24 protein-coding genes and 3 tRNA genes are annotated in these 22226 nt (G+C 60.2%); 6 read left to right on the top strand and 21 right to left on the bottom strand.

What is annotated here, in order from left to right; genetic code table 11:
• Nucleotides 1-438: 438 nt before the first annotated feature.
• The 18 genes from HMPREF3173_RS08180 to HMPREF3173_RS08265 form a co-directional block, all read right to left on the bottom strand.
• A tRNA-Lys gene (locus HMPREF3173_RS08180) sits at nucleotides 439-514 on the bottom strand.
• 61 nt (nucleotides 515-575) lie between these two features.
• A complete protein-coding gene (queC, locus tag HMPREF3173_RS08185; protein WP_043209502.1) occupies nucleotides 576-1250 on the bottom strand; it encodes a 7-cyano-7-deazaguanine synthase QueC in 675 nt (224 codons plus the stop codon).
• A 16-nt stretch (nucleotides 1251-1266) separates the two neighbouring features.
• Entirely contained in the window at nucleotides 1267-1914 is a 648-nt protein-coding gene (gene queE / locus HMPREF3173_RS08190; RefSeq protein WP_070572402.1) for a 7-carboxy-7-deazaguanine synthase QueE, read from the bottom strand.
• A 160-nt stretch (nucleotides 1915-2074) separates the two neighbouring features.
• The gene (gene ybgF, locus HMPREF3173_RS08195; protein ID WP_070572287.1) at nucleotides 2075-2881 is read right to left on the bottom strand and encodes a tol-pal system protein YbgF; all 807 of its coding nucleotides are present in this window, start codon (nucleotides 2879-2881) and stop codon (nucleotides 2075-2077) included.
• 6 nt (nucleotides 2882-2887) lie between these two features.
• Nucleotides 2888-3388: a peptidoglycan-associated lipoprotein Pal gene (pal, locus tag HMPREF3173_RS08200; protein ID WP_043209505.1), complete on the bottom strand. Its 501-nt coding sequence runs from the start codon at nucleotides 3386-3388 to the stop codon at nucleotides 2888-2890.
• A 52-nt stretch (nucleotides 3389-3440) separates the two neighbouring features.
• Nucleotides 3441-4712: a Tol-Pal system beta propeller repeat protein TolB gene (tolB, locus tag HMPREF3173_RS08205; protein ID WP_043209564.1), complete on the bottom strand. Its 1272-nt coding sequence runs from the start codon at nucleotides 4710-4712 to the stop codon at nucleotides 3441-3443.
• A gap of 26 nt (nucleotides 4713-4738) precedes the next feature.
• Nucleotides 4739-5815, bottom strand: a complete 1077-nt coding sequence (tolA, locus tag HMPREF3173_RS08210) for a cell envelope integrity protein TolA (protein WP_043209507.1) — start codon at nucleotides 5813-5815, stop codon at nucleotides 4739-4741.
• Nucleotides 5815-6267: a protein TolR gene (tolR, locus tag HMPREF3173_RS08215; protein WP_012315816.1), complete on the bottom strand. Its 453-nt coding sequence runs from the start codon at nucleotides 6265-6267 to the stop codon at nucleotides 5815-5817. The genes tolA and tolR overlap by 1 nt, the downstream gene beginning before the upstream one ends.
• 14 nt (nucleotides 6268-6281) lie before the next feature.
• Nucleotides 6282-6977, bottom strand: coding sequence for a protein TolQ (gene tolQ / locus HMPREF3173_RS08220; RefSeq protein WP_043209509.1), 696 nt, complete (start codon nucleotides 6975-6977; stop codon nucleotides 6282-6284).
• 2 nt (nucleotides 6978-6979) lie between these two features.
• Nucleotides 6980-7432, bottom strand: coding sequence for a tol-pal system-associated acyl-CoA thioesterase (ybgC, locus tag HMPREF3173_RS08225; protein WP_043209510.1), 453 nt, complete (start codon nucleotides 7430-7432; stop codon nucleotides 6980-6982).
• 125 nt (nucleotides 7433-7557) lie between these two features.
• A complete protein-coding gene (gene ruvB / locus HMPREF3173_RS08230) occupies nucleotides 7558-8601 on the bottom strand; it encodes a Holliday junction branch migration DNA helicase RuvB (protein ID WP_070572289.1) in 1044 nt (347 codons plus the stop codon).
• Nucleotides 8598-9215, bottom strand: coding sequence for a Holliday junction branch migration protein RuvA (ruvA, locus tag HMPREF3173_RS08235; RefSeq protein WP_070572291.1), 618 nt, complete (start codon nucleotides 9213-9215; stop codon nucleotides 8598-8600). Before ruvA ends, ruvB begins: the two co-directional genes overlap by 4 nt.
• A 108-nt stretch (nucleotides 9216-9323) precedes the next feature.
• Nucleotides 9324-9848, bottom strand: a complete 525-nt coding sequence (gene ruvC / locus HMPREF3173_RS08240; RefSeq protein ID WP_043209516.1) for a crossover junction endodeoxyribonuclease RuvC — start codon at nucleotides 9846-9848, stop codon at nucleotides 9324-9326.
• A 182-nt stretch (nucleotides 9849-10030) separates the two neighbouring features.
• Nucleotides 10031-10777 (bottom strand): YebC/PmpR family DNA-binding transcriptional regulator, encoded by a 747-nt coding sequence (locus HMPREF3173_RS08245; protein ID WP_043209518.1) that lies wholly within the window; start codon nucleotides 10775-10777, stop codon nucleotides 10031-10033.
• Nucleotides 10778-10887: 110 nt separating this feature from the next.
• Nucleotides 10888-12663, bottom strand: coding sequence for an aspartate--tRNA ligase (gene aspS, locus HMPREF3173_RS08250; protein ID WP_043209519.1), 1776 nt, complete (start codon nucleotides 12661-12663; stop codon nucleotides 10888-10890).
• Nucleotides 12664-12757: 94 nt separating this feature from the next.
• On the bottom strand, nucleotides 12758-12979 hold the full coding sequence (locus tag HMPREF3173_RS08255; protein WP_043209521.1) for an FmdB family zinc ribbon protein: 222 nt from the start codon (nucleotides 12977-12979) through the stop codon (nucleotides 12758-12760).
• A gap of 99 nt (nucleotides 12980-13078) precedes the next feature.
• Complete coding sequence (locus HMPREF3173_RS08260) at nucleotides 13079-13396, bottom strand: ribbon-helix-helix domain-containing protein (protein WP_232111746.1); 318 nt, start codon at nucleotides 13394-13396, stop codon at nucleotides 13079-13081.
• Nucleotides 13397-13567: 171 nt separating this feature from the next.
• Complete coding sequence (locus HMPREF3173_RS08265) at nucleotides 13568-14041, bottom strand: Dps family protein (protein WP_043209523.1); 474 nt, start codon at nucleotides 14039-14041, stop codon at nucleotides 13568-13570.
• Nucleotides 14042-14307: 266 nt separating this feature from the next.
• Between HMPREF3173_RS08265 and HMPREF3173_RS25185 the strand changes: the two genes are divergently transcribed.
• On the top strand, nucleotides 14308-14901 hold the full coding sequence (locus tag HMPREF3173_RS25185) for a cold-shock protein (RefSeq protein ID WP_043209525.1): 594 nt from the start codon (nucleotides 14308-14310) through the stop codon (nucleotides 14899-14901).
• Between the two features lie 48 nt (nucleotides 14902-14949).
• Here HMPREF3173_RS25185 and HMPREF3173_RS08275 read toward each other — a convergent pair whose 3' ends face one another.
• Both HMPREF3173_RS08275 and HMPREF3173_RS08280 read right to left on the bottom strand, forming a co-directional pair.
• Entirely contained in the window at nucleotides 14950-15156 is a 207-nt protein-coding gene (locus HMPREF3173_RS08275) for a SlyX family protein (RefSeq protein WP_043209527.1), read from the bottom strand.
• A 4-nt stretch (nucleotides 15157-15160) separates the two neighbouring features.
• On the bottom strand, nucleotides 15161-15580 hold the full coding sequence (locus HMPREF3173_RS08280; RefSeq protein ID WP_070572293.1) for an HIT family protein: 420 nt from the start codon (nucleotides 15578-15580) through the stop codon (nucleotides 15161-15163).
• A 716-nt stretch (nucleotides 15581-16296) separates the two neighbouring features.
• Between HMPREF3173_RS08280 and HMPREF3173_RS08285 the strand changes: the two genes are divergently transcribed.
• The 3 genes from HMPREF3173_RS08285 (at nucleotide 16297) to HMPREF3173_RS08295 (ending at nucleotide 20412) form a co-directional block, all read left to right on the top strand.
• Nucleotides 16297-17562, top strand: a complete 1266-nt coding sequence (locus HMPREF3173_RS08285; protein WP_070572295.1) for an OprD family porin — start codon at nucleotides 16297-16299, stop codon at nucleotides 17560-17562.
• Between the two features lie 162 nt (nucleotides 17563-17724).
• Nucleotides 17725-19440, top strand: a complete 1716-nt coding sequence (locus HMPREF3173_RS08290) for a proline--tRNA ligase (RefSeq protein WP_043209534.1) — start codon at nucleotides 17725-17727, stop codon at nucleotides 19438-19440.
• A gap of 18 nt (nucleotides 19441-19458) precedes the next feature.
• On the top strand, nucleotides 19459-20412 hold the full coding sequence (locus HMPREF3173_RS08295; RefSeq protein WP_090346163.1) for a hypothetical protein: 954 nt from the start codon (nucleotides 19459-19461) through the stop codon (nucleotides 20410-20412).
• A gap of 36 nt (nucleotides 20413-20448) precedes the next feature.
• Here HMPREF3173_RS08295 and dinB read toward each other — a convergent pair whose 3' ends face one another.
• Entirely contained in the window at nucleotides 20449-21507 is a 1059-nt protein-coding gene (dinB, locus tag HMPREF3173_RS08300) for a DNA polymerase IV (RefSeq protein ID WP_168166370.1), read from the bottom strand.
• 221 nt (nucleotides 21508-21728) lie between these two features.
• Here dinB and HMPREF3173_RS08305 point away from each other — a divergent pair.
• Nucleotides 21729-21805 (top strand) — tRNA-Met (locus HMPREF3173_RS08305).
• Between the two features lie 122 nt (nucleotides 21806-21927).
• Nucleotides 21928-22004, top strand: a tRNA-Met gene (locus HMPREF3173_RS08310).
• Nucleotides 22005-22226 lie beyond the last annotated feature (222 nt).

Raw genomic sequence — 22226 nt, forward strand, 5'->3', positions numbered from 1 at the left:
TGGAGGTGTCTACGAAACCAGAGGCGATTCAGACTGCTATCGACCCAGGTGTTTGAATAGCGCTACAGGCAATGATTGTGGCTATCCATAACGTCTCTGGGTCGTATAGGTGGAGCTAACACCTACCCACTAGCAGCTTACGCTTGAAAAAAGCCGAAGTCGGTAGAATTCACTGTGGTCGAAAATCGGTCATCTGCGGCAGCCACCAAGCTGTTTCGCTTGGAATTTCTCAGATAGATCGTCATGCATCAAATCAGGAGAACAGTCAGGAATCTGACTGACCGACAAGAACGAAAAAGCCCGCAAACCTAGAGGGTCGCGGGCTATTCCATATTGAGATCACATCGAAGCGAGCCTAAGGATCGCTCCAGGGTCAGCAAGACTAGATTGGCTGTGAGTAGCCTTCCCTTCCTAGTACCTGCATTACCGCTGTGAATATGGTGGGTCGTGTAGGATTCGAACCTACGACCAATTGGTTAAAAGCCAACTGCTCTACCAACTGAGCTAACGACCCGTTGGATGGCGCGTATAATACTGATTTCTAACGGGAAATCAACACCTCATCGGCAATTTTTTCAAAAATAGCGGGTAGGATCCGCCACACCGGCTGCTGCGAAGCCATCGGCCCGCAAACGGCAACTGTCGCACTTGCCGCAGGCGCGCCCCTCGTCGTCCGCTTGGTAGCACGAGACGGTCAAGCTGTAATCCACGCCACGGGCAATACCGGCCTGGACGATCTGGGCCTTGCTCAGATTCTGCAAAGGCGCCTGGATACGGAAGCCCTGCCCTTCCACACCGGCCTTGGTGGCAAGGTTGGCCATGCGTTCGAAGGCCTCCACGAACTCTGGACGGCAGTCCGGATACCCCGAGTAATCCACGGCGTTGACACCAATGAAGATGTCACGGGCGCCCAGCACCTCGGCCCATCCCAGTGCCAGGGACAGGAATACGGTATTACGCGCAGGCACATACGTGACCGGGATACCTTCGCCAGGTGTCTCTGGCACATCGATACTGGTGTCGGTCAAGGCCGAGCCACCAATGCCGTTGAGGTTCAGACCGATTACCTTGTGCTCGACCACGCCCAGGTCTCGGGCAACACGCGCTGCAGCGTTGAGCTCGGCACGGTGACGCTGACCGTAGTCGAAACTCATGGTGTAGCAGCTATAGCCTTCAGCCTTGGCCATGGCGACCACGGTGGCCGAGTCCAGACCACCGGAAAGCAGAATTACCGCGCGTTTATCAGTCATGTTCATACTCCTCGTGTCAGCGTCCCGGTTCGTCGTTCCACAGCAGTTTGTGCAACTGCAACTGGAAGCGTACGGGCAGGTTGTCGGCGACGATCCAGTCCGCCAAGTCGGTGGCACTCACCTGGTGGTGGCTGGGTGAAAACAGTACTTCGCCCGCACGCTGCGCCAGGTTGTACTGAATCAGCTTGGAGACCGCCCAGTCATAGTCCTCGCGCGAGCAAATGACGAACTTGACCTGATCGTTACGGGTCAGGTGCTCGATATTCTCGTAGAGGTTGCGGTGCGACTCCTCCGAGCCCGGGGTCTTCAAATCGACCACGCGGCTGACCCGTGGATCGACCTGGGCGATGTCCAGGGCACCGCTGGTCTCCAAAGAGACTTCGTAGCCGGCATCGCAGAGGCGCTGGAGCAAGGGCAACGCATTGGGCTGGGCCAAGGGTTCGCCACCGGTCACGCAGACATAGCGCGGCCGGAATCCCGCCACTTGCTCGAGAATGTCGTCGAGGGTACGTACGGTGCCGCCGCTGAACGCGTAGGCACTGTCGCAATACTGACAGCGCAGGGGGCAGCCTGTAAGGCGCACGAATACGGTGGGCAGCCCAGCCGTCCGTGTTTCACCCTGCAAGGAGTAAAAGACTTCGGTGATGCGTAATGTGTCTTGCATGATCGCCACGGGCGTGACAGCTAAACAGGCTGTCCGCCTCCGTCAGGCACTGTCGCGGACTCGACATAGCGTTATCCGCACCAGCGTGTTTACGAAAAAAGGGCCAAGATTCTAACGAAAAAACCCGCGACAAGCGCGGGTTTCTTTCGAATGGCGATATTCAGAGCTTTTGCAGGTCACGCTGAGCCAGTTGTGCGGCAGAAGTGCCGGGATACTGGGTAATGACCTGCTGAAGGATGCCCTTGACCTTGTCGGTGTGCCCCATACGGCGCTCGACATCCGCCAGCTTGTACAGCGAGTCAGGCACTTTGCTGTGTTTGGGGTACAGCTGGCCGACTTTGGCGAAAGCCTGGCTGGCACCTTGCAGGTCGCCCTTGGCCAGGTTCACCTCACCCAGCCAATATTGGGCATTGCCGGCGTACTGGCTATTTGGGTACTTGCGCAAGAAGGCGCCGAAGGCCTGGCTGGCCTTGTCGAAATCCTTCTGCTTGATCAGGTCGAAAGCTGCATCGTAATAGAGCTTCTCTTTCGCCGGATCACCTGGTTCGCTGCTGGCGGCCGGTTGTTGGGCCGCGGCGCCAGCAGCGGCACCGGTGGCGGCATTGGAGGCGCCACCGGTGGAAGAATTCTCGGGGGTCGCGGCAGGTGCGACACCGCTGTTGATGCGACGGTCCAGATCCTGGTAACGCTCCAGGTTCTCCTGCTTCATGCGGGCGACATCGTTCTGTAGCTCTTCGATGATGCCTTGCTGGCGGGAAATCTGATCCTGCATCTGTTGCAGTTGCATGAACAGCTGGCCCTGTGCAGAAGCAGGGGCCGAAGCCCCTGCCCCGGCATAGGCGCCGCTCGTGCCATAACCCGCAGGCGGATAGCCACTTGCGTTGTCATCTACTACAGGAACCTCAGCCCAAGCCGCGAGCGGCAGGCTGAGCGCGAGGACGGTTACAGCACGACGGCACATACGCATAAGAACTTACTTACGCAGTTCTACGCGACGGTTCTGAGCCCAGGACTGCTCGTCGTTGCCGGTGGCAACTGGACGCTCTTCGCCGTAGGAAACCAGTTCCAGCTGAGCAGGGGAAACGCCCTGCAGAACCAGGTAGCGTTGAACGGCCTTGGCACGACGCTCGCCCAGAGCCATGTTGTACTCGCGAGTACCGCGCTCGTCGGTGTGGCCTTCCAGAACAACACGGTTGCCGTTGGCTTTCAGGTCCTTGGCGTGAACGTCCAGAGCGCGCATGGCTTCTGGCTTCAGGTCCGAGCTGTCGTATTCGAAGTAGAAGGTGGTGATTGCGCGCAGGGCGGCTTCTTCGCTCAGGCTGCCGTCAACAGCGCCAGTGTTGGCACCGTAGCCAGCGTTAGGATCAACAGCGGCGCCTTCGCCAGCGTTGTCACCGCCCTTGGAGGAGCAACCTACAGCTACGGCCATGGCCAGAGCCAGCGCAGCGAATTTACCAAACTTCAGCATTTCCATCGTGAAACTCCTAATGAAACCCCAGTGTGTTAAGCAAAAGTATTACGCCGCATCAGTTCAGGTAAGGGGACCAGGACGGTTCTCTGACTTCGCCTTGAGCGGTAGGAAGCGGGAGCCTCACGCGTCCATTGAGAGAGACGAGCATCAAGACTCCCCGGCCCTGCTGGCGGGTGGCGTAGATTAGCATGGTGCCGTTTGGCGCAACAGTGGGAGACTCATCAAGACTGGTGTCCGACAGAATCTTTACACTTCCGCGCTGCAAGTCCTGGGCAGCCACTTTGAAGTTGGTGAAGCCCTGTTGGCGATGGATCATCACCAGGGTCTTTTCGTCCGCCGACAGTTTCGGGTTGGCATTGTAGTTACCCACGAACGTTACACGCTCGGCGCCACCGCCACTGACCGATGTCTTGTAGACCTGCGGCTTGCCGCCACGGTCGGAGGTGAAGTACAGGGTATTGCCATCCTTGCCCCAGAACGGCTCGGTGTTGATGCCTGGGCCTGCAGTTACACGGCTGATCTGGCGCGAGCCCATGTTCATCACGTAGATGTCCGGGTTGCCGTCCTTGGACAATACGAAGGCAAGACGCGAACCATCTGGCGACCAGGCCGGAGCGCCGTTGAGGCCTTCGAAGTTGGTGATCTGCTCACGGCGCCCGGTATCGATGTGCTGAACGAAGATGCGCGGACGCTTCTGTTCGAACGAGACATAGGCAATACGCTTTCCGTCCGGCGCGAAACGCGGCGACAGGATCGGCTCACGCGATTGCAGCAAAGTAACGGCGCGGGCACCGTCATAATCAGAACGCTGCAAGGTGTAACGGGTGTTGTTGGCGGAGAAGCGCTCGGCAGTCACGTACAACATGCGGGTGGAGAATGCACCCTTGATGCCGGTGAGCTTCTCGAACGACTGGTCGGCGATGTAGTGCGACATGTCGCGCAGCTGGTCGACGCCACCAGCAACGCTGCCGGTCAGCACCTGCTGTTCGGTGGCGACGTTGAACAGGGCGTACTGCACCTGCAGGCGACCGCCGGACGGCACGATGCTGCCAACCATCACGTATTGGGCCCCCAGGGCTTTCCAGTCACGGAAGATGACTTCGCTGGCCTGGGTCGGCTGGCTGATCATGTTCTGCCGTGGAATGGGCGAGTAGTAGCCGGAGTTGCGCAGGTCATTGCCAATGATCTCGGCCATGTCCTCGGGCAACACGCTGCCACCCTGCAAACCGAACGGCACTACCGCGATCGGAGTCGCCCGATCGCTGCCGCTGGTGACCAGGATGTTCTTTTCCTCTGCCACGGCCATACCTGCCACGCAGCAGAGCATGACCAGCAGTCCTTTCAGACGTTTAATCACAACGCTAGATCCTCAGGTGTAAATGTCATCTTGAATGAACGGTACGGATTGAACTCGTTCGGCTTCAAGCCCTGCATCTCGGTCAGACGACCAATGTTCTTCACCGCTGCCACCGCCGAGCTGTCGAACGGACCGTCGCCACTGGAGCGCGCCACGCTGACGTTGGTGATGGTGCCATCGGGCAGCATGTTGATCTGCAGGACTACCGTCATGCCCCTGCGTGCGGACGGCGGACGCGCCCACCCTTCGGCTGCTCGCAAGCGAATCAGGTCGTCGAAATCGCCGGCCACTTCATCGCCACGCTCATCGGCCAGGGCCTGCTGCCGCTCGGTGGTATCGGACAGCAGCTCGGCCAGGGCCTGAGCTTTCTTGTCTTCTGCCGCCTTGCGGGCCGCTTCCTGCGCCTTTTTCTTCTGGGCATCCGCAGCCGCCTTCTTCTTGGCGTCTTCGGCTGCCTTCTTCTTCGCTTCCTCGGCCGCCGCTTTCTTCTTGGCGTCCTCGGCTGCTTTCTTCTTGGCCTCTTCGGCGGCTTTCTTTTTAGCCTCCTCGGCAGCCTGTTTCTTGGCTTCTTCCTCGGCTTTCTTCTTGGCCTCTTCCTCGGCTTTCTTCTTGGCGATATCAGCCTGCTGCTTCTCAGCGGCCTTCTTCGCCTCCTCGGCTTTCTTGGCCTCGGCAGCCTTCTTGGCTTCAGCGGCTTTGGCAGCCTCCTCGGCCTTCTTCGCCTCGGCGGCTTCACGGGCCTCCTCGGCCTTTTGAGCGGCGTCAGCTTTCTTTTGTTCCGCGGCCTTCACAGCTTCCTGCTCGACCTTCTTCTGCTCCAGTTGCTCGACCTCGGTCTGGCGCGAAGCGGTTTTCTTCGCTTCCCCGGCAATCTTCTGATTGGTCTGGGTAGTCGCCTGACTCTTGGATTTGAGCTGATAGAGCGTAGCCTGGACGATCGGCTTGGACGGCGGCAGCTCAGGCGTCATGGCGAAGCTGACGAACAGCATCGCGAACACCAGAACGTGCAGACCAATGGCCCAGACAGTGGGCCAGAAGTAGCTTTCCGAGGCGGATGGCTCTCGCTGTTGCATCAGGGCGCCTCGGTAATCAGGCCAACGTTACCGACACCGGCCTTCTGCAACCCGCCCATGGCACCCATGACCGCGCCGTAGTCGACGGCCTTGTCGCCACGAATGAAGACCTGGGTCTGCTTGCCCTGGTCGCGACCGGCGGCGATGATCTTGGTCACCGCGCTGGTCATTTCAGGCAAGGTCATGGCCTTGTCCATCTGCTTGTCGGTATCGACTTCGCTGCCGAGGTTCCAGTAGTAGGTTTTGTCGGCCTTGATCGAGATGGTCAGGATCTGAACGTTGTTGTCCTGGGGCAAGGCTTCGCTGGAAACCTTGGGCAGGTCGACCTTCACGCCCTGGTTGAGCATGGGGGCAGTCACCATGAAGATGACCAGCAGCACCAGCATCACGTCGATGTAGGGCACCACGTTCATCTCGGCGACCGGCTTGCGTTTGTGGCGAACTCGGGCCATGGGCTTCTACCTGATTACTCTTCGCTGGTGTGCACTTTGCGGTGCAGGATTGCCTGGAACTCGTCGGCGAACGTGTAGTAACGACCGATCAGCACTTCGCTGCGGGCGGAGAAACGGTTGTAGGCAATGACCGCCGGGATCGCGGCGAACAGACCGATCGCAGTGGCGATCAGTGCCTCGGCGATGCCCGGAGCCACTGTGGCCAGGGTCGCCTGCTGAGCCGAAGCCAAACCGCGGAAGGAGTTCATGATGCCCCAGACGGTTCCGAACAGGCCGATGTACGGGCTGGTGGAGCCGACAGTGGCAAGGAACGGCAAGCTCTGCTCGAGCTTTTCTTCCTCACGGGAGATGGCCACGCGCATGGCACGCCCGACGCCCTCCATGACCGCATCCGGGTCGACACCCGGCTGCTGGCGCAGGCGCGAGAACTCTTTGAAGCCGGCACGGAACACCTGCTCCACGCCCGAGTCCGGGTCCGGATTGCTGCCTGCCTGACGATACAGCTTGGACAGGTCGATGCCCGACCAGAAGCGCTCCTCGAAGGCATCGAGCGCACGACGACCGGCGCGCAGCATGGTGCTGCGCTGGAAGATCATGATCCATGAAGTGACCGAAGCGGCCACCAGGGTCAGCATGACCAGCTGTACCACTACACTGGCATTGCTGACCAGACTCCACATGGAGGTATGGTCGACGACGTTAGCTTCCACGCTTATTCTCCTGCATTCGATTGAGTACCCGTGCCGTCCGCCAGGAAGGCGTCGCGCAGTTCTGGGGGAATGGCCCGGGGTTTGAAAGTGTCGGCGCGCACGGCGGCCACCAGGAACTGCCCTTCGCAGAGCAGTGTTTCATCCTTTTCCCGCCAGACCTGCTGCACGAAGCGCAGGCTGGCGCGGTTCAATTCAAGCACTTGCGCGGTCACCCGCAATTCGTCGTCCAACCGCGCCGGCGCGTGGTAACGCGCTTCGCTGGAGTGAACTACGAACAACAGGTTCTGGCCGGCAAGCTCGGACTGGGAAAACCCCAGGTGCCGCAGCCGCTCGGTACGCGCCCGCTCCATGAATTTCAAATAGTTGACGTAATACACCACGCCACCGGCGTCGGTGTCCTCGTAATAGACGCGACAGCGGTGAGCGAACGGTTCCAGGCCATTTTGCGCGCGCATACTCTAGTGCTTACTCCTCAGCTTGCCAATCCGCCCCGGCAACTGTTTTTGCATGGATAATGTCTTATTGCCAGCGCGCCAAGCGCGTGCCAGCGGTAGGACCACGAAAACCATGATTCGATCTGTCATTCATCGGGATCGGAGAACTCTCCGCCTTCGGCGAAGCGCCCTGGAATGTTCAGGCCAAAATGCAAGTAGGCATGCCGAGTGACCACCCGCCCGCGCGGCGTGCGCATGATGTAACCCTGCTGGATCAGGTACGGCTCGAGCACGTCCTCGATGGTGTGACGCTCCTCGCTGATCGCCGCGGCGAGGTTGTCGACCCCCACTGGGCCACCGTCGAACTTCTCGATCATGGTCAGCAGCAAACGGCGATCGGAATGGTCGAAGCCACGCTCGTCGACATCCAGCAGGTTCAGTGCCATGTCCGCCACGGCCTTGGTGATCTGCCCTTTGCCACGGACCTCGGCATAATCGCGCACGCGTCGCAGCAAGCGGTTGGCTATACGCGGCGTGCCGCGGGCACGACGGGCGATCTCGTAGGCCCCCTGGTCCTCGATGGACAACCCGAGGATGCTGGCCGAGCGGCTGACGATGGTCGCCAGATCCTTGTTGCTGTAGAACTCAAGGCGCTGGACGATGCCGAAGCGGTCGCGCAGCGGGTTGGTCAGCATGCCAGCACGGGTTGTAGCGCCAACCAGAGTGAACGGTGGCAGATCGAGCTTGATCGAACGCGCCGCCGGGCCCTCGCCGATCATGATGTCCAGCTGAAAGTCCTCCATCGCTGGATAGAGCACCTCCTCGACGACCGGCGACAGCCGATGGATCTCGTCGATGAACAGCACGTCATGGGGCTCCAGGTTGGTCAACATCGCGGCCAGGTCACCTGGACGCTCGAGGATGGGCCCCGACGTACTCTTGACCGACACGCCCATTTCCTGGGCGATGATGTTGGCAAGGGTGGTCTTGCCCAGGCCCGGCGGGCCGAAAATCAAAGTGTGGTCGAGGGATTCGTTGCGACCGCGCGCCGCCTGGATGAACAACGCCATCTGCTCGCGCACCACCGGCTGGCCGATGTACTCGTCCAGGCTCAGAGGGCGGATCGCACGATCCTGGATTTCTTCGCGGTCGCGGCCACTGGCGGCGATCAGTCGGTCAGTTTCGATCACTTGGCGATCATTCCTTTAAGGCTGCGGCGAATCAGCTCCTCGCTGCTCAGACCGCTCTTGCCCTCGATGGCCGCCACCGCCTTGCTGGCCTCCTGGGGCTTGTAGCCCAGGGAAATCAAGGCGCTGACCGCATCGGCCTCCGCATTGGAGGCGCTGCTTACGGGCATTGGGCCATCAGAGACAAGGGTGAACATTGCGGGGGAGGTTTCCCACGCCTTGAAGCGATCCTTGAGCTCCACCAGCAGGCGTTCGGCGGTCTTCTTGCCTACCCCTGGTACACGCACCAACGCCGAGGCGTCCTGGGCCTGTACACAGCGCACCAACTCATCGACCTCTAGGCCCGACATCAGCGCCAGGGCGAGCTTCGGCCCTACCCCATTGAGGCGGATGAGCTCGCGAAACAGTTCACGCTCGCGCTTTTCGGCAAAGCCATAGAGCAGATGGGCATCCTCACGCACCACCAGATGGGTGTGCAGGGTGACCGGCTCACCGACTTTCGGCAACCGGTACAAGGTAGTCATTGGCACCTCCAGCTCATAGCCCACGCCATTGACATCGACTATCAGGTGCGGCGGCTGTTTTTCCGCCAGAGTGCCGCGCAAACGTCCAATCACGTTCCGATCCTTTCCTTCGGGTGCCGGCCAGAAACCGGTCCACCCTATCAGCAAATGCAGTGGGAGACTGTTCCCCCCACACAAAATATGTATCAGCGCATGAAGCGGCTACAGACGCAAGCGTCCACCGCGTCGCCGGGCTGTGGCCAATCCATGAGGGATGAGGCTGGAGCGAGTGTGAGCATGGCACAGCGCGATGGCCAGGGCGTCGGAGGCATCCACCTGGGGCTTTTGCGTCAACTTCAACAGGTGCATGACCATCAACATCACCTGTTCCTTGTTGGCGCCACCGGTCCCGGCCACGGCCTGCTTGACCTGGCTGGCACTGTATTCGGCAATCTCAAGACCCGCCTCGGCGGCCGCGACGATCGCCGCGCCCCGAGCCTGCCCAAGCTTGAGAGCCGAATCGGCGTTGCGCGCCATGAATACCCGCTCGATGCCCATGGTCACCGGCCCGTGCTGGCGGATGATCTCACTCACTCCACGGAACACGACCTGCAGCCGCTCGTGCAATTCGCCACTGCCTGTGCGAATACAACCAGACGCCACGTACTCGCAGCCGCGAGCCGTCTGACGCACCACGCCGAAACCTGTGATGCGCGAACCGGGGTCGATACCAAGAATCAGAGTCATAGGGCCTGTCATTGAAAGGAGGCATGTTTTGCGAACTGCATCGGCCCTTTCGCGGGCAAACCCGCCCCACAGACATGGCACCGGTTTCGATTGCGGCGCCATGCCTGTGAGAGCGGGTTTACCTACAAAGCCCGTACAGGCGCTGACAAGCTTACAGAGCTGGTAGGGGTCGCCCGAACACCTTAGCCGAGCTTCTCCATGATCTCGTCGGAAATTTCGGCGTTGGAGTAGACGTTTTGCACATCGTCCAGATCTTCGAGCATGTCGATCAGCTTGAGCACTTTCTCCGCCCCCTCCTGATCCAGCTCGGCACTGGTGGTCGGCTGCATCACGATCTCGGCGTCGGCGGCCTTGAAGCCGGCCTCTTCCAAGGCGTTACGCACGGCATAGAAGCTGTTGAACGAAGTGAATACATCGAAGGAGCCGTCGTCATTGGCGACCACATCGTCGGCATCCGCTTCCATGGCGGCTTCCATGAGGGTGTCTTCGTCCAGGCCCGGAGCAAAGCTGATCTGCCCCTTGCGCTCGAACAGATAGGCGACGGAGCCGTCGGTACCAAGGTTGCCGCCACACTTGGTGAATGCATGGCGCACAGCCGCTGCGGTGCGGTTGCGGTTATCGGTCATGGCCTCGACCATGATCGCCACGCCACCAGGACCGTAGCCTTCGTAGCTCAGCTCTTCGACGTTGTCGCTTTCGTTGGTGCCCGCACCGCGCGCCACGGCGCGGTCGATAATGTCGCGGCTCATGTTGGCACCCAGGGCCTTGTCCAGGGCCAGGCGCAAACGCGGGTTGGATGCCGGGTCAGGCCCACCCTGCTTGGCAGCGACAGTCAGTTCGCGGATCCACTTGGTGAAGATCTTGCCTCTCTTGGCATCCTGGCGCTCTTTGCGGTGCTTGATGTTTGCCCACTTGGAATGACCAGCCATAACGACTCCGAATCCTTGAAACAGAAACAGGTTCCGCCCCGAAGGGCGGAACGCGAGAAAACTGCGCCAAAGCGCGTGGGCGCTTCCGCCAGGGAAGCGCCCTGGGTCGATTACTCGACCTTGGTCTGCTCACGCAGACGGATGTGCAGCTCGCGCAGGGCCTTGGCATCCACCAGACCTGGAGCCTGGGTCATGACGCACGCGGCGCTCTGGGTTTTCGGGAACGCGATCACTTCACGGATCGACTGGGCGCCGGTCATCAGCATGACCAGGCGGTCCAGGCCGAAGGCCAGGCCACCATGAGGTGGCGCACCGAACTTCAGGGCGTCGAGCAGGAAGCCGAACTTCTCCTGCTGCTCTTCGGCACCGATGCCCAGCAGACGGAAGACCGCCTGTTGCATTTCCTTACGGTGGATACGGATCGAGCCGCCACCGAGTTCAGTGCCGTTGAGCACCATGTCATAAGCACGCGACAGCGCAGCGCCCGGGTTGGCCTCGAGCTCTTCAGGCGAGCACTTGGGCGCGGTGAACGGGTGGTGCAACGCGCTGAAGCTACCATCGTCGTTTTCTTCGAACATCGGGAAGTCGACGACCCACATCGGTGCCCACTCGCAGGTCAGCAGCTCGAAGTCGTGGCCCAGGCGGATACGCAGCGCGCCCAAGGCTTCGCTGACGATCTTGGCCTTGTCGGCGCCGAAGAACACGATGTCACCGTCGACGGCGCCCACGCGATCAAGGATCACGTTCAGGTTGGCCTCTGGGATGTTCTTGACGATCGGCGACTGCAGGCCCTCGACGCCCTTGGCGCGCTCGTTGACCTTGATGTAGGCCAGGCCCTTGGCGCCGTAAATGCCGACGAACTTGGTGTATTCGTCGATGCGGCTGCGCGGCATGCTGGCCCCGCCCGGCAGACGCAGAGCGGTGACGCGACACTTCGGATCGTTGGCCGGGCCTGCAAAGACCTTGAAGTCCACGTCCTTGAGCTGGTCGGCAACATCGACCAGTTCCAGCGGAATACGCAGGTCAGGCTTGTCGGAACCGTAGCGACGCATGGCCTCTTCGTAGGTCATGTGCGGGAATTCGCCGAACTCCAGATCCAGGACTTCCTTGAACAGCTTGCGGATCATGCCTTCGGTCAGGCCCATGATCTCGGCTTCGTCGAGGAAGCTGGTCTCGATGTCGATCTGGGTGAATTCCGGCTGACGGTCGGCACGCAGGTCCTCGTCACGGAAGCACTTGGCGATCTGGTAGTAGCGATCGAAGCCGGCGACCATCAGCAACTGCTTGAACAGCTGCGGCGACTGCGGCAGGGCGAAGAAGCTGCCAGCGTGGGTACGGCTCGGGACCAAGTAGTCGCGCGCGCCTTCCGGTGTGGCGCGGGTCAGGATCGGCGTCTCGACGTCGAGGAAACCGTTCTCGTCCAGGTAGCGACGGATGCTGCTGGTGATGCGTGAGCGCAGACGCAGCTTGTCGGCCATTTCCGGGCGACGCAGGTCGATGAAGCGGTAGCGCAGGCGGGTTTCCTCGCCTACATCGGAATATTCGTTCAGCGGGAAGGGTGGGGTTTCCGCCTCGTTGAGCACCTTGAGCTCATAACCCAGCACTTCGATACCGCCGGACGCCATGTTCGGGTTGACCGCGCCAGCCGGGCGCAGACGCACCTTGCCGGTGATCTGTACGACATACTCGCTGCGCACGCGGTCGGCAGCGGCGAAAGTCTCGGCGCGATCCGGGTCGAAGACGACCTGGGCCATGCCTTCGCGGTCACGGATATCGAGGAAGATCACCCCGCCGTGGTCGCGGCGACGATGGACCCAGCCGCAAAGGGTGACTTCCTGGCCGTCCAGGCTCTCGTTCAGTTGGCCGCAATAATGGCTGCGCATCATGATGGTGGTTTCGCTTCTCGTGATTCGTGTATTCGGTGGAGGTCTTGGCCGCCCAAGGGGCTAATACTGCAAGACCCAGTCACTGCAATTCAACTCAGTCGGCCTTGTCGCCGCCTGCCAGGTTCTTCTTCGCCCCGGTCTTGAAATCGGTCTCGTACCAGCCGTTGCCGCTCAGGCGGAAGCCGGGTACCGACAGCAGCTTTTTCAGGGCTGGAGCCTGGCACGCCGGGCAGTCGGTCAGTGGTGCGGCGCTGATCTTCTGCAACACCTCCATCCGGTGATCGCAGGACGCACATTGATAGTCATAAAGGGGCATGGGGGTGTCTCTCGTCAACCACAACGCTGCCGGGGCAGTAAAAAGCGGGATTATATATGGTTAAGGAGAGCTGCGCAGCCCGCCCGGCGATCAGCGTACTCAGGGCGGATCCAGCAGCCAGGCCACGCAGATCACCCGAATCAGCCCACTGAAGTTGCGAACCCCACCGTGACGCAAGTGGACCTCCCGATCCACGTAGGACAGCACGGCGCTTACCGTGCATTGGTTGGCCTGGGCGATGCGTTCGAGAATACGCCAGTAGACCACCTCAAGCCGCAGGCAGGTGGCAAAGCCATTGAGCCGGACCGACCGGGAGACCGGCCGAACCTGCATCATGTCGAAATCTGCCCGAAAAGGGTCAATGCACTGCTTGCCCGGCCATTTTCCCTGGCAAGCGCCTCGCCTGCCTTGTTGCATCACTTCCACCACACCACTCCATTGTCTGGAAAAATCCCCTCGCGCCCATGCACGACCGGGCAGATCAATAAAGCGCTGTCAGGGCCTTCAAAGCAGTGGCAAAACCTTCCGGGCGAAACGAAAGACCCGACCCTGGACAGGGTCGGATCGATGGAGCCTACAAACGAACGATCACTTTTCCTCGAGCAATACCCGCAGCATCCAGGCGGTTTTTTCATGGATCTGCATGCGCTGGGTCAGCAGGTCGGCGGTCGGCTCATCGCTGACCTTGTCGACGACCGGGAAGATGCTACGCGCCGTGCGCACCACCGCCTCCTGCCCCTGAACGAGCTGACGGATCATCTCTTCGGCAGGCGGCACGCCCTCTTCTTCCTTGATTGACGAGTGACGCGCATAGAAGGCATAGGAACCTGGCGCCGGGAAGCCCAACGCCCGAATGCGCTCGGCGATCGAGTCGACCGCCAGGGCCAGCTCGTTGTACTGCTCTTCGAACATCAGGTGCAGGGTGCGGAACGCAGGGCCGGTGACGTTCCAGTGAAAGTTATGGGTTTTCAGATACAGCACGTAAGTATCCGACAACAGGCGGGAAAGCCCATCGACGATGGACTTGCGATCTTCTTCATTGATACCGATATCGATTGCCATGAAGCTCCCCTTTCCATAAGGCTTGGTCATCAAGCGGGCACCCCAAACTGTATCAGACCCTCCCGCTCCTGCCCGTGACACAGGACAAGCCGTCGCCCCACGGTTTGAGAACCCTCTGCCTTTGCTGTTAAATAGGCACCGTGCCACCCGTGCGGACAGTCATTGCCGGGTGCATAGGCTGGCCAGTTGCGTGATCGCGCCTTGTATCTGCGCACCGCACGTCCAGCTCTTCCTGTGATCGGCCTTATCAATGTGAGCCCACTCAAATGTTCAAGATCGTCCATCTGGTGACGGGCGTAGCAGCTTTGCTGCTGTCGCTCATACCCAGCCTGAAAACCGATGCAACTCCGTTCCTGGAGCAACCTGAAGCCGTCTATCTGGCATTGCTCGGCCTGCTCAACCTGCTGTTGGCACCTGCACTGCCGCTCTACTACAAAGGCGCCCGCCAGCAACTGCAATCGCTGGCGTGCGCCTTGTTGGTGCTGGCGGTGATCCTGCAGACCATCACCCTGCTGGCACGCCCGGAACTGGGCGACCTGCCAGCCTTGCTCTGCGCCACCCTGGCCGTAGCCTTGCACCTTGGCACAGGCTTCGCCCGCAGCTTCAAGAAGCCACGCGCCAACCAAGGCACCTCACAAGATGCGGGCAAACGTGATACCGGCACGGTGAAGTGGTTCAACACCTCCAAGGGCTTCGGCTTTATCTCCCGCGATTCGGGCGACGACATTTTCGTGCATTTCCGCGCGATCCGTGGCGAGGGCCACCGCGTTCTGGTCGAAGGCCAGCGCGTTGAGTTTTCGGTGATGCACCGCGACAAAGGCCTGCAGGCTGAAGACGTGGTCGCGGTTTCCCGCCGCTGACCGACAGACCCTGGCGCAGCGGATCCCTCCGCGCCAGGGTCACCTTCCTTAATAATGAGGCGGCGGCGCCTGCTCCCCCTCGCCACCGTACTGCCCCACCACTTCCTCGTAACGCTTGATCAGTTCGGCCATCTGCAGCTGCAGGCGCTCGATCACCCGCCCCTGCTCAACCAGCACATCATTCAGCGCCTGAATGGTGTCGTCCTGAAACGCCTGACGGCTTTCCAGCTCGATGACTCGCGATTCCAACGACATCGCCTCAAACCTCCCGGAAGTCATCGTTCAACACCACCCGCAAACGCTGACGGATCGAGTCGATCTGGTCGGTGGTGTACTCGGTAGCAGGCACCCGCCCCCACACTGGCGCGGGCCAGGCCGCGTCGTCGCGTCGGCGCACGATCACGTGCATGTGCAGTTGGCTCACCACATTGCCCAAAGTCGCGACGTTGAGCTTGTCGGCAGCGAAGCTGTCCTTGAGTGTTTCGGCCAGGTAAGTGGTTTCCTTCCAGAGCTGCTGCTGGTCGGCTTCGTTCAACTGAAACAGTTCGCTGATATCGGCGCGCCGCGGCACCAGGATGAACCAGGGGTAGTTGGCATCCTTGCTCAGCAACAAGCGACTCAATGGAAAATCTCCCAACACCAGGGAATCCTGCTGCAAACGCGAATCCAGAACGAACACGGCATATCTCCTCAAGACGAAACGGCCCGGCCAGAGCGCGGGCGAGATGAGCGAAGGATACCTTGCTTCAACAGCGCCAGCATGAAATGCCACCGCAAGGGCTGCCTTTTTCGGCGAGCAGCACACTTGTACGCACAACCCGGTAACACAGCGCTACTTTTCGCACCAAAAAGGAGCCGACAGCGCAACACACCCCACTGCTTTGTGCGCGGATTAACAGTTTTCGGTAACACGTTGACTTTTAAGGTAGCTTTTCGCCCACGAGCGTGGCCGCGATTTGGCACACCATCAGACGCTTTTCGCCCCGTATTTATGGACCTTTGCCATCCCTGCCAGAGGGACTGTGAAAAATTCATGAACAAATCGTGATTTTGAGCACGCTTGTTGCATTCCCATCCGACCAAGTCACGAGGCACCTCGGTGCACGAGACAATAAAAAAAAGCGGCAGGGATACCCAGGTTGTTCCACCAGCCAGGTGTGTTTACAGAATTGTTACAGCGCTGGCGTTATACGCCCCGAAACTGGGCGTAATTTGCGACATGGAAATAGCCAAACGCGACATGTTGAAAAAGTTCCCTAAAGGTTGTTTTTTCAGTGTCGCCAAGAATAGTCAGCGTGATATACATTTTCGCCGACATAACAAGAAAGAGCTCGCCCTATAACTAAAAGAGCAGGGTGAAGCGGTACTTCCTAAAAACCAAAGGAGCAAATCACGATGCGCGTGATGAAGTGGAGCATGATCGCCCTGGCCGTTGCGGCAGGGACCTCGCAGTTGGCAGTGGCCTCTTCGCAAGACGAATCCAAGGGTTTCATTGAAGACAGCCAGCTGAACGTCAAGACCCGTATGCTGTATTTCAGCCGTGACTTCCGCAACAACCCGGCCGGCACCCAAAGCCGCCGTGAAGAGACCGGCCTGGGCTTCCTCGGCACTTACGAGTCCGGTTTCACCCAAGGCACCGTCGGTGTGGGCGTCGACGCAATCGGCATGCTGGGCCTGAAATTGGACAGCGGCAAAGGCCGCTCCGGCACCGGCCTGTTCCCAACCGACTCGGATGGCCGTTCGCAGGACGACTACTCCAAAGGCGGCGCCGCAGTTAAGTTCCGCGTTTCCGACACCGTGCTGAAGGTAGGTGACCAATTCACCGCACTGCCGGTCTTCGCGACCGATGACAGCCGCCTGCTGCCAGAAATGGCCCAAGGCACCTTGATCACCAGCAACGAGATCAAGGACCTGACCCTGCACGCCGGTCACTTCACCAGCCTGACCGCTCAGGAAGAGACCAACCGCGACAGCCTTCACCTGAAGGAAGCTAACGTTGTCGGTGGTACCTACGCGTTCACCGAAAACCTGAGCACCAGCCTCTACTACTCCAAGGTCGAAGACTACTGGCGCAAGTACTACGCCAACGTCAACTGGGCGCTGCCGATCTCCGACAAGCAAGGCCTGGTGTTCGACTTCAACATCTATGACACCAAGAGCGAAGGCCACCTGGCCCGCGCCTTCGATGGCGACAAGCTCGACAACCGTGCATTCAGCCTTTCGGGCGCCTACAACATCGGCGCTCACACCTTCACTCTGGCCTATCAGAAAGTGACCGGTGACGGCGACTACGCTTACGGCGTCGACGGTGGCGGCACCATCTTCCTGGCTAACTCCGTAGCCCGCTCCGACTTCAACGCCGAAGACGAGAAGTCCTGGCAGGCTCGCTACGACCTGAACTTCGCCGAGTACGGCATTCCAGGCCTGACCTTCATGACCCGTTACGTGCGCGGCACCGACGCCAACGTCGCCGGCACCAGCAACGGCAAAGAATGGGAACGCGACATCGATATCAAGTACGTGCTGCAAGAAGGCCCTGCCAAGGACCTGAGCTTCCGCGTACGCCAGGCCACCTACCGTTCCGCCGACGGCGTCTACTACGGTTCCCCGTCGATCGACGAACTGCGCCTGATCGTCGAGTACCCGCTGAGCATCCTGTAAGCCCCTGGCTTGCAATTGCCCCGCACCGAAAAAGCCCGGCGATCACGCCGGGCTTTTTCTTGGCTGACAAGCGCCCCGCCCTGGGGCATCCTGTACGCCTTCGCTCCGCCCCCGTACAATGCGGGGTCATTTCAACGTCTTAGGCAATCGACACGGCCCACCATGCGTACCAGTCAATATTTGCTCGCCACCCAGAAAGAAACCCCTGCCGATGCAGTGGTCATCAGCCACCAGCTCATGCTGCGCGCCGGCATGATCCGCAAGCTGGCCTCCGGCCTGTACACCTGGCTGCCGATGGGCCTGCGGGTGATGCGCAAGGTCGAAGCCGTGGTCCGCGAGGAAATGAACGCCGCTGGCGCCCTGGAAGTGCTGATGCCAAGCATCCAGCCTGCGGAGCTGTGGCAGGAATCCGGCCGCTGGGAGCAATACGGCCCTGAGCTGCTGCGCCTGAAGGACCGCCATGACCGCGACTTCTGCGTTGGCCCGACTCACGAAGAAGTCATCACCGACCTGGCACGCAACGAGCTGTCCAGCTATAAACAGCTGCCGCTGAACATGTACCAGATCCAGACCAAGTTCCGTGACGAGATCCGTCCGCGCTTCGGCTTGATGCGCGGTCGCGAGTTCATCATGAAGGACGCCTACTCCTTCCATGCCGACCAGGCTTCCCTGCAGGAAACCTACGACCGCATGCACCAGGCGTACACCAACATCTTCACCCGCCTGGGCCTGGACTTCCGTCCAGTGCAGGCAGACACCGGTTCCATCGGTGGTAGCTACTCCCATGAATTCCACGTTTTGGCCGAGTCCGGCGAAGACGACGTGATTTTCAGCGACAGCTCCGACTACGCCGCCAACATCGAGAAGGCCGAGGCCATTCCACGCGAAACCGTGCGTCCAGCCCCCACTGAGGAGCTGCGCCTGGTCGACACCCCGAATGCCAAGACCATCGCTCAACTGGTCGAGAACTACGGCCTGCCGATCGAAAAGACCGTCAAGACCCTGATCGTGCGCGGCGCCGAAGAAGGCAAGCTGATCGCCCTGGTGGTCCGTGGCGACCATGAGCTGAACGAAATCAAGGCCGCCAAGCTCGAGCAGGTCGCCGACCCACTGGTCATGGCAACCGACGCTGAGCTGCGCGCCGCCATCGGTGCTGGCGCAGGCTCCCTGGGCCCGCTGAACCTGCCGCTCGAATGCATCATCGACCGCTCGGTCGCCCTGATGAGCGACTTCGGCATCGGCGCCAACATCGACGACAAACATTACTTCGGCGTCAACTGGGAACGTGACTTGCCGGTTCCTCAGGTCGCCGACCTGCGCAACGTGGTCGAGGGCGACCCAAGCCCGGACGGCCAGGGCACCCTGGTCATCAAGCGCGGCATCGAAGTCGGCCACATCTTCCAGCTCGGCACCAAGTACAGCGAGGCGCTCAAGTGCCAGGTACTGGGCGAGAGCGGCAAACCGGTAACCTTGTCCATGGGCTGCTACGGCATCGGCGTCTCCCGCGTGGTCGCCGCCGCTATCGAGCAGAGCTATGACGACAAGGGCATCATCTGGAACGATGCCCTGGCACCCTTCCAGATCGCCCTGGTACCGCTGCGTTATGAAACCGACGCCGTTCGCGAAGCGACCGACAAGCTGTACGCTGAACTGACTGCCGCCGGTTTCGAAGTGCTGCTGGACGATCGCGACAAGAAGACCAGCCCCGGCATCAAGTTCGCTGACATGGAACTGATCGGCATCCCTCACCGCATCGTGGTCAGCGACCGCGGCCTGGCCGAGGGCAACCTGGAGTACAAGCACCGTACCGAGCAAGAAGCCCAGCCTCTGCCGCTCAACGAAGTGCTGACCTTCCTGCAAGCCCGCATCCGTCGCTGATAGCCCACCGCACGAGTGATCATGTCCAGAAGCACCTTTACCCTGGGGGGCGCCGCACTGTGCGGCGCCCTGCTCGTCAGCGGCTGCGCCAACCAGATGTCCCAGCGCAGCGAGCATGAGGAGCGCGCCGAGCGCAAGCTGCTCGAACATACCCTGCAAATCGACGTGGGAGAGCCCAAGGTGATGGAGCTTCCCCAGCGGCGCGTACGTATTCATGAACAGAAGCGCTTCGAAGTTACCGAGTTCGAAGTCACTCGCCGTTACGACCGCTACACGCCTTACCAACCCTGGCGAGAGATCTATGAGATCCCCCTGGGCGCGGTTGCCGTGGTGGCCGGTGTCGGCGCCAACGTGGTCAACGTATTCGCCCTGGGCAATCTACCGGAAAGCATCACTCATGATTGGCTCAGTTACGGCCTGGCTGGGCTCAACCCGTTCATGAACGTGCCGTCCAATGGTCGCGCGCAGCAGAACCTGGCTGGGATCAGCGAAGTGCAGAAGGACAAGCGCGAGGAGTACACCAGCCTGCCCTGGAGCGAACGCCTGGTCGAAGTCAAGGCTGGCAAACTGACCCACGAGCTGACCACCGACCATAACGGCGTACTACGTCTGAACCTGCTCGACAGCCCGTTCTCCGAGCAGAACCTCAATCACATCGGCACCCTGCACCTGCATGTAGCCGACGAGGACAATGGTGTGCGCGGCGATGCCAGCCTGCTGGTCAGCAGCAATTTGCGTGGCAAGCTGCTCGAAGCCCACGAGCTGATCTTCGATGACCTCGAGGGCGACGATGTCGGCCAATGGGTGCATCGGGTCAAGCGCCTGTCGGAGCTGGGCTTGGAAGAAGAAGCCAGCGAGCTGGAGCAAAGCCTGATCGAGTTGACCCGCAACGATCCGGAGCTGCAACGGGACTTCCTGCAAGCACTGACCAAGGACACCGGGCGACTGGTTGCCGACCCTGGAATACAGTAAACCCGCCGGGGCTGCCTAGCGGCCCCTCCCCTTCACTCACTGCGGCGGGAAGAGCTCCAACTGCTCATGCGCCCCACGCAGATCTCGCAATCGAACTCCCACGCCTAATAACCGTACTGGCTTGCCACCCCTGGCAAACGCCTGGCTGAGCAACTGTCGGTAGCTCTCCAGATCACGACCGGCTCCAGCCTGTTCCAGGGTCGTCTGGCTGAAGTCGTGAAATTTTACCTTCACGAACGGTTTGTCCGGCCGGTAACTGTTATCCATGCGCGCAATGCGCGCGTTCAGGCTCTCGAGCAGCTCGGGCAGTTTCTGCAGGCAACTCGCCAGGTCCGGCAAGTCGGTATCGTAGGTATTTTCGACACTTACAGATTGACGCCGGCTGTCATTTTGTACGATTCGTTCATCTATACCCCGCGCCAGCCCCCATAACCGCTCACCAAAACTGCCGAATTCCCGCACCAAAGCCAAGCGCGACCACTCGCGCAGCTCCAGACACGTTTCGATACCCAGGCGTGACAGTTTGTCCGCCGTGACCTTGCCCACGCCGTGCAGCCTTGCGACCGGCAAGGCTGCTACGAATGCTTCCACCTGGTCGGGGGTTATCACGAACAAACCATTGGGCTTGCGCCAGTCGCTGGCGATCTTGGCCAAGAACTTATTCGGCGCCACGCCAGCCGAAACCGTGATGTGCAGCGTCCGAGCGACCCGCTTACGAATGTCTTCAGCAATACGCGTGGCGCTGCCGGCGAACCATTGGCTGTCGCTGACATCCAGGTAGGCCTCGTCCAGCGACAGAGGCTCGATCAAGTCGGTGTAGTCACGAAAAATCGCGTGGATTTCCCGAGAGGCCTCGCGATAAGACTCAAAGCGCGGCTTGACGATCAACAGGTCTGGACAGAGCTTGAGCGCATGACGCGAAGACATGGCCGATCGCACACCATAGGCACGCGCCTCATAATTGCAGGTCGCGATCACCCCGCGCTGCTCAGGCGCCCCGCCCACGGCCATCGGGCGCCCTGCCAAACGCGGGTCGTCGCGCATTTCGATTGCGGCATAGAAACAATCGCAGTCGATGTGAATGATCTTGCGCAAGGACATGGATGACCGTCAGCACTGTAAATTCATACAGATACTACCGGCGAGTCGCCATGTGTTCCAGAGCCGGCCTGTCGGAAAGCCTTCCAATCCGATGCAAGCCCCGTCATTGCTGAGCTGCAGCCCTTATTCAAACGCTAAGAGATTGAACAAAAAAGGGTTTTTCCGAAATAGCGCTTGACATGGCAGAGGATTTCCGTAGAATTCGATCTCACAGGCGCGGGATGGAGCAGCCTGGTAGCTCGTCGGGCTCATAACCCGAAGGTCGTCGGTTCAAATCCGGCTCCCGCAACCAGATTCAGAAAAAGGCCACTGTCGATACAGTGGCCTTTTTTCTTGTCTTAGAAAAAATCTACGAGAAATCAAAGAGTAATGCTTGACAGCCACTCGGAATTCCGTAGAATGCGCATCCACTGACGCGGGATGGAGCAGCCTGGTAGCTCGTCGGGCTCATAACCCGAAGGTCGTCGGTTCAAATCCGGCTCCCGCAACCATATTCGTCAGAACAAACCCCGCGCTGCTAACGCAGCGCGGGGGTTGTTGCTTTTGGCCCCGTGAATACTTCCCCACTTCGCCTCAAGTGGGCCTCGCCGGATGAACTATCTTTAACCCTGCCAAACCGCAGAAAGCGGGCCGGGCAGGAGTAATATCTGGATACGTTTTCCGAAGGGACTTTCACTTGGCCGCACCTCTGCCCAACCTCGCGCTCCTGGCCC

This window comes from Pseudomonas sp. HMSC08G10 (assembly GCF_001808425.1).
GTDB classification, from domain to species: Bacteria; Pseudomonadota; Gammaproteobacteria; order Pseudomonadales; family Pseudomonadaceae; genus Aquipseudomonas; species Aquipseudomonas guariconensis.

What these genes read in the sequence shown, in the direction of transcription:
- queE (WP_070572402.1), bottom strand. Translation starts at nt 1,914, where the DNA reads ATGCAAGACACATTACGCATCACCGAAGTCTTTTACTCCTTGCAGGGT.
- aspS (WP_043209519.1), bottom strand. Translation starts at nt 12,663, where the DNA reads ATGATGCGCAGCCATTATTGCGGCCAACTGAACGAGAGCCTGGACGGC.
- tolA (WP_043209507.1), bottom strand. Translation starts at nt 5,815, where the DNA reads ATGCAACAGCGAGAGCCATCCGCCTCGGAAAGCTACTTCTGGCCCACT.
- HMPREF3173_RS25185 (WP_043209525.1), top strand. Translation starts at nt 14,308, where the DNA reads ATGTTCAAGATCGTCCATCTGGTGACGGGCGTAGCAGCTTTGCTGCTG.
- pal (WP_043209505.1), bottom strand. Translation starts at nt 3,388, where the DNA reads ATGGAAATGCTGAAGTTTGGTAAATTCGCTGCGCTGGCTCTGGCCATG.
- ybgC (WP_043209510.1), bottom strand. Translation starts at nt 7,432, where the DNA reads ATGCGCGCGCAAAATGGCCTGGAACCGTTCGCTCACCGCTGTCGCGTC.
- HMPREF3173_RS08275 (WP_043209527.1), bottom strand. Translation starts at nt 15,156, where the DNA reads ATGTCGTTGGAATCGCGAGTCATCGAGCTGGAAAGCCGTCAGGCGTTT.
- ybgF (WP_070572287.1), bottom strand. Translation starts at nt 2,881, where the DNA reads ATGCGTATGTGCCGTCGTGCTGTAACCGTCCTCGCGCTCAGCCTGCCG.
- HMPREF3173_RS08245 (WP_043209518.1), bottom strand. Translation starts at nt 10,777, where the DNA reads ATGGCTGGTCATTCCAAGTGGGCAAACATCAAGCACCGCAAAGAGCGC.
- HMPREF3173_RS08260 (WP_232111746.1), bottom strand. Translation starts at nt 13,396, where the DNA reads ATGCAACAAGGCAGGCGAGGCGCTTGCCAGGGAAAATGGCCGGGCAAG.
- HMPREF3173_RS08285 (WP_070572295.1), top strand. Translation starts at nt 16,297, where the DNA reads ATGCGCGTGATGAAGTGGAGCATGATCGCCCTGGCCGTTGCGGCAGGG.
- HMPREF3173_RS08265 (WP_043209523.1), bottom strand. Translation starts at nt 14,041, where the DNA reads ATGGCAATCGATATCGGTATCAATGAAGAAGATCGCAAGTCCATCGTC.
- HMPREF3173_RS08255 (WP_043209521.1), bottom strand. Translation starts at nt 12,979, where the DNA reads ATGCCCCTTTATGACTATCAATGTGCGTCCTGCGATCACCGGATGGAG.
- HMPREF3173_RS08290 (WP_043209534.1), top strand. Translation starts at nt 17,725, where the DNA reads ATGCGTACCAGTCAATATTTGCTCGCCACCCAGAAAGAAACCCCTGCC.
- queC (WP_043209502.1), bottom strand. Translation starts at nt 1,250, where the DNA reads ATGACTGATAAACGCGCGGTAATTCTGCTTTCCGGTGGTCTGGACTCG.
- ruvC (WP_043209516.1), bottom strand. Translation starts at nt 9,848, where the DNA reads ATGACTCTGATTCTTGGTATCGACCCCGGTTCGCGCATCACAGGTTTC.
- tolB (WP_043209564.1), bottom strand. Translation starts at nt 4,712, where the DNA reads ATGCTCTGCTGCGTGGCAGGTATGGCCGTGGCAGAGGAAAAGAACATC.
- tolR (WP_012315816.1), bottom strand. Translation starts at nt 6,267, where the DNA reads ATGGCCCGAGTTCGCCACAAACGCAAGCCGGTCGCCGAGATGAACGTG.